The 892-nt window shown below is 69.2% G+C and carries 1 pseudogene; it reads left to right on the forward strand.

The features are described 5' to 3' along the window. Positions 1 to 892 (forward strand): annotated as a pseudogene (locus NCR35_RS04560) (translocation/assembly module TamB domain-containing protein); the annotation flags it as partial.

Here is an 892-nt window from a genome sequence, read left to right on the forward strand (position 1 = left end):
TGCGCTTTCGCGTCGATGCGCCGCAGCTGGAGCGGCTCGGCTTCGGCATCGCGGGCACCGTGAAGGCGGACGGCGATCTCACCGGCTCGCTCGCGCATCCGAACGTCGCGGCGAATTATCAGGCCGATGGCGTCGTGTTCGGTGCGAACCGGCTCGGCCACGCGGAAGGCCGCGCCGATATCCGCGACGGCGCGAACGGCCCGCTCGTCTTCACGCTCAAGGCGCGCGACGCGAGCACGACGGGCATCGAAGTCGCCACGCTCGACGCCAATCTCAACGGCACGCGCATGCAGCACACGCTCGCGGTCACGGCGACCGGCAAGGTGCAGGGTCAGGCGGTGAATCTGGCGCTCGGCGCGAACGGCAAGTTCACCGACGCCGCCGACGGCCCGCACTGGGACGGCGCCATCACGAAGCTGTCGAACAAGGGCACGCCGTCGGTGAATCTCGAAGCGCCGCTCGCGGTGAGCTACGGGCCGAAGCGCATCGTGCTCGGCGCGACGAGGCTCGTCGCGGAGGGCGCAGTGCTTACTCTCAAGTCGTTCGCGCTGGAAAACGGGCGCATGCAATCGGCCGGCACGCTCACGAATCTCTCGGTGCCGCGCCTGATGGAAGTGCGGCGCGAGATGACCGGCGAGGAATCGTCGCTGCGCACGGACCTCGTTTTCGACGGCGACTGGAACTTCTCGCTCGGCTCGACCGCGACCGGCTACGCGCAGATCAAACGCCGCGCCGGGGACGTGACCATCGACGGCACGCGCGGCGTCGCGGCGCTCGGCATTTCGGATATCGTCGCGCGGGCGGATTTCACGGGCGGCAATCGCCTGAACGCGACGCTGCACGCGCAGGCAAGCCGCATCGGCGTGATCGACGCGAACGCGCACACGACGCT

The organism is Caballeronia sp. AZ10_KS36 (genome assembly GCF_023631105.1).
Lineage (GTDB): Bacteria > Pseudomonadota > Gammaproteobacteria > Burkholderiales > Burkholderiaceae > Caballeronia.